This is a genomic window from Clostridium sp. (genome assembly GCF_032552055.1).
Taxonomy (GTDB): domain Bacteria; phylum Bacillota; class Clostridia; order Clostridiales; family Clostridiaceae; genus Clostridium.
In genome coordinates this window covers 1-5110 of sequence record NZ_JAWGSV010000228.1, presented here as the reverse complement: position 1 = coordinate 5110, position 5110 = coordinate 1, and the positions used below count along the sequence as shown (strand labels likewise).

4 protein-coding genes and 1 other annotated feature are annotated in these 5110 nt (G+C 29.8%); of the genes, 1 reads left to right on the top strand and 3 read right to left on the bottom strand.

The window, feature by feature from the left end; translation table 11 throughout:
- Positions 1–1367, top strand: a 1367-nt coding sequence (gene aspD, locus E6248_RS12915; protein WP_316341204.1) for an aspartate 4-decarboxylase, incomplete at its 5' end; no start/stop codon positions are given.
- A gap of 97 nt (positions 1368–1464) precedes the next feature.
- Here aspD and leuA read toward each other — a convergent pair.
- The 3 genes from leuA to E6248_RS12900 form a co-directional block, all read right to left on the bottom strand.
- Complete coding sequence (gene leuA, locus E6248_RS12910; RefSeq protein WP_316341203.1) at positions 1465–3132, bottom strand: 2-isopropylmalate synthase; 1668 nt, start codon at positions 3130–3132, stop codon at positions 1465–1467.
- A 57-nt stretch (positions 3133–3189) separates the two neighbouring features.
- Positions 3190–3386: a binding site (T-box leader), on the bottom strand.
- Between the two features lie 73 nt (positions 3387–3459).
- Positions 3460–4419: a D-2-hydroxyacid dehydrogenase gene (locus E6248_RS12905; RefSeq protein WP_316341202.1), complete on the bottom strand. Its 960-nt coding sequence runs from the start codon at positions 4417–4419 to the stop codon at positions 3460–3462.
- A gap of 277 nt (positions 4420–4696) precedes the next feature.
- Positions 4697–5110: HAD-IA family hydrolase (locus E6248_RS12900; RefSeq protein WP_316341200.1), on the bottom strand; the 414-nt coding region annotated here is incomplete at its 5' end.

Genomic DNA, 5110 nt, shown 5'->3' with positions numbered 1-5110 from the left:
ATTGTAGCCTTAATGATTCTACTCAAGGTGTTAATCTTTTAAAAGATATAATTTATTATTCTATAAAAGAATATAATTTTAATGAAGATGATTTTCTATTTGAATTAGTTGACGGAATTATTGGAGATAACTATCCATATCCTGATAGAAATCTTATACATATAGAAAAGATAGTTAATAACTATTTAATGAAGGAGCTTGGCTGTTCACCTACTTATAATAAGGACTTTGATGTTTTTTCAGTTGAAGGTGGTACTGCAGCCATGTGCTATATATTTGATTCCTTAACATATAATAACCTTTTAAATAAGGGTGATACTATAGCTTTAATGACACCAATATTTACACCTTATTTAGAAATACCTCTTCTTCCTGAATATGATTTTAATGTTGTACATATTCATGCAGATGAAGTAGATGAAAATAATAACTTAACTTATCAATATTCAAGAAAAGAATTAGAAAAGCTTAAGGATAAAAATATTAAGGCATTATTTGTAGTAAATCCAAATAATCCAGCGTCTATGGCCCTTACTGAAGAATGTATAGAAAACTTAGTAGATGTAGTTAAAACATATAATGAGGATTTAATGATTATAACAGACGATGTGTACTGTACTTTTGTAAATAATTTCAAATCAATTATTTCGTACTTACCTTATAATACTATTTGTGTCTATTCATTATCTAAGTACTTTGGAGTAACAGGTTGGAGACTTGGAACTATCTTATTACATAAAAATAATGTTTTTAATAAATTAATAGCTAGTTCTTCCAATAGAATTGATACAAATGAAAGGTACAAGCATCTAAGTCTAACCCCAGATAATATACAATTTATTGATAGGCTAGTTGCAGATAGTAGAAAAGTGGCCTTAAACCATACTGCAGGTCTTTCTACTCCACAACAAGTACAAATGGCTTTATTCTGTGGTTTTACTCTTATAGATAAAGAAAATTCATATAAAAATTCTACTATTAATATATGTAGAAAAAGAAAAGCATTATTATTTGAAGGCCTTGAATCAGAAATTATAGAGAATTCTATGGATGCATCTTATTATACTGAAATTAATATAATTGATTGGTCAAAAAAAATATATGGCGAAAATTTTGCAAATTATATTTTAGACAACTATGAGCCTTTTGATTTTCTATATGATTTAGCAAAAGACCATTCAATTATTTTACTAAATGGAGATGGGTTTGCATCATCACAATGGTCCTTTAGAATATCCTTAGCTAACTTAAATGATAATTGCTACTTTATCATAGGTAAAGCTATTAAAAATTTAGTTTTATCTTTATTTAATGAATATAAAGATACTAAACTAACACTTAAAAATGAAGAAGTAATTAATTTATAAACAAATAAATAAAGCTTCCAATATAATAAGCCCGTTAGATCTAATAATGATCTCATTAAATAACTTATATATTGGAAGCTATAATAATTATCTTTTTCTATCTATAAAGCCTATTTATAGCACTAAATACCGCCTTTATAGAAGCTACAGTTATATTACTATCAACACCTACACCAAAAGTTGTATTTCCATTGTCTGTTCTCTTCACTTCTACATAAGCTGCTGCCTTAGCTTCAGACCCCTCCCCTAAAGAATGTTCGGCATAATCTAAAATAGTAGTTTCTACTAATTTGCTATTAGTTAATGCCTTCTTTAATGAGTCTATTGGTCCATTACCATTAGCCTTAAAGTTTTTTTCTTCCCCCTTATAAGAAACTGTAATATTAATTTTAGTGTTATTTCCTTCAGTTGCTATATTATCATTATCTTCAACCTTAAATTTAATTAATTTAAATGGTTCTTCTATAATTAAATATTCTTCATTAAACTTCTCCATAATTACCTTAGGAGAAATCTCACCACATTTTTCAGTTACTTTTTGTATAACTGATCCAAATTCTTTATGCATCTTCTTAGGCATCTTATATCCATAATGACTTTCAAGAACGAAAGCAACTCCCCCCTTACCAGATTGACTATTAATTCTTACTAAGGCTTCATACTCTCTTCCTAAATCACTAGGATCGATAGGTAAATATGGAACTTCCCAATATTTATTGCCTCTCTCCATATATTTTTTCATACCCTTATTAATTGCATCTTGGTGAGAGCCTGAGAATGCAGTAAATACTAATTCTCCTGCATATGGATGTCTTATATGAACTGGTATCTTACAACATTTTTCATATACATCTATAATTTTATTGATATTATCTAATTTAAGCTCTGGATCTATTCCATGAGAAAACATATTATATGCTAAATTAATAATATCCACATTTCCAGTTCTTTCTCCATTTCCAAATAAAGTTCCTTCTACTCTATCTGCTCCAGCCATTAATGAAAGCTCAGCCGTAGCTACCCCAGTTCCTCTATCATTATGAGGATGTACACTTAATATAACTCTATCTCTATTAGAAAAATTACTACTCATCCATTCAATTTGATCTGCAAATACGTTTGGAGTATCCATTTCAACTGTCGAAGGAAGGTTTATTATTACTTTTTCCTCTTCTGTAGCTCCCCATGCATCTAAAACAGCCTCACATATTTCTAAAGCATAATCTACTTCTGTACCAGTAAAACTTTCAGGTGAATACTCTAAATAAACTTTACCATTGAAGTTTTTAGTGTACTCTTTAACAAGCTTAGTACCGTCTACTGCAATAGCCTTAATTTCATCCTTATTCATATTAAAAACTACATCCCTTTGAAGTATAGAGGTTGAGTTGTAAATATGGACGACTGCCTCTTTTACTCCTTCTAAAGCTTCAAATGTTCTCTCTATAAGATGTGGTCTAGCCTGAGTTAAGACTTGTACCTTAACATCATCTGGAATTAAATTATTATCTACTAATGTTCTTAAAAATTCAAATTCTATTTGTGATGCTGAAGGAAAACCTACCTCGATTTCCTTGAAGCCAAGTTCTACTAATAAATTAAACATTTTTATTTTTTCATCAACATTCATAGGATTAATCAGCGCTTGATTTCCATCTCTTAAATCAACACTACACCAAATTGGAGCCTTTTCTATCTCTTTATCTGGCCATGTTCTTTCTTTTAATTTAATAGTTTGAAACTTTTTATACTTTTTGTAATTCATTTAAATGCCCCCTTATTTACTATTTTGGAAATTAAAAAACCGCGTAAACCCTCCATATATTGGAGCGATTTACGCGGTACCATCCAAGTTTATAACTTACTTTAAATAACGGTATTATATACCGACAAGACCTAATACCCCTTCAGTCTTGTGGCTCCTGAGCGAGTTCAAAAGTGATAATATGCGGGCTCTCACCATACCCCAACTCTCTTAAATATCTCATGCCTTCTACTACTCTCATTCCAAGCCTTTTAATATTTAGTTAATTAGTAATATACTACAAAATTTTTCCAATGTCAATGTTGTTTTTCGAATTTTCTAAATCTTTTAGAGTTCTAATCTATTTCTTATTTCTCCATTGTAAAAAGCTTTTATATTATTAATAACTTCCGTAAATAATCTATTTCTAGCTTCTACACTTGCCCATGCTATATGTGGTGTTAAAATTAATTTTTCTATGTTTTTTACAGCTGTTAAAGGATTATCTTCTTTTATAGGCTCAACTTCAAATACATCTAAAGCAGCTCCTGCAATTAAATCTTCATCAATAGCTTTTGCTAAGTCTTTTTCTACTACTATAGGACCTCTTCCCATATTAACTAATATTGCATTCTTCTTCATTTTCTTTAATGCATCATAATTAATAAGGCCTTCTGTATTTTTATTTAATGGTGCATGTATAGAAATTATATCTGATTTTGCTAATAAATCATCAAAATTAACTCTGTCATATTCACTATTAGAATTTTTACCTGAAGTTGAATAATAAACAACCTTTACTCCAAAAGCTTCAGCAATTTTAGCAACTCTTCTACCTATTGCTCCTAAACCTACTATTCCCCAAGTCTTTCCTTCTAGTTCATAAAAAGGAACACTTACATTTGTAAACAGTCCACTTTTTGCATAGTCTAACGATTTTACATAGTTATCATAGTATGCAATTTTATCATATAATGCTAGTACTGTTGCAAAAGTATGTTGGGCTACTGTATTAGTTGAATAACCTGCTACATTAGTTACTGCAATTTTCTTAGCCTTTGCATATTCTATATCAATATTATTAAACCCTGTTGCAGTTTCGCAAATTAATTCTAAGTTCTTTGCATTTTTAAGATTTTCTTCTTTAAGAACAACCTTATTAGTTAAAACTACATGAGCATCCTTTATTCTATCTTCTACTTCTTCAGCCTTAGTTGAATCATAGTAAGTAACCTTACCTAAATTCTCAAGTTCACTAAAGTTTAAATCTCCCAAAGTCTTTTTATCTAAAATAACTATATTTTTCATAACTTCTCCTCCTAGTAAAAACTTTATAATATTTGAATAGTATATTAACTTATTGCTTATAAATTATTCAGAATCATTTTTTATCTGATCGCTACCATTGCTAACACTCCCACCTTCTATACGTGGGAGTTAAGCACTGATACGCGCCTGGATTAGTTCTTCTAACCTTCAGATGGAGCACAGGGTATTCCTACACTCTGTGAAAGTGATTCACATAAAATACAAGATTTTGGTTCTCTACTTTTTAAGTAAACTCCACCTGAAGATAAGAATCACTTTATATTAACTTTAATAAATCTATAGGCTTGTCTATGAAATAATCTGGATTAGATTCCTTTAAAACTTCTAAATCAATAAAAGTATAATTTACTCCACAAGTTTTACATCCAGCATTTTTACCACAATATATGTCATAAATACTATCTCCAACCATAATAGCTTCACTAGGACTAACACCAAGTTCACTACATGCCTTTAAAGCTGGTTCACCATTTGGTTTATGTAACTTTGTTGATTCTGGAGTAATTATCACATCCATATAATCATATATTCCCGCTATCTTCATCCCTCTAATTGCAAGTTCAGCTCTCTTAGACGTTACTATAGCAAGCTTAATTCCTTTTTCCTTCAATGCCTCTAAAACTTCTTTTACGCCTTCAAAAGCATGACACATGTTATCATGTAGATCTTC

Excerpts from the sequence above, each read along its gene's own strand:
- leuA (WP_316341203.1), bottom strand. The coding sequence starts at position 3,132 with ATGAATTACAAAAAGTATAAAAAGTTTCAAACTATTAAATTAAAAGAA.
- E6248_RS12905 (WP_316341202.1), bottom strand. The coding sequence starts at position 4,419 with ATGAAAAATATAGTTATTTTAGATAAAAAGACTTTGGGAGATTTAAAC.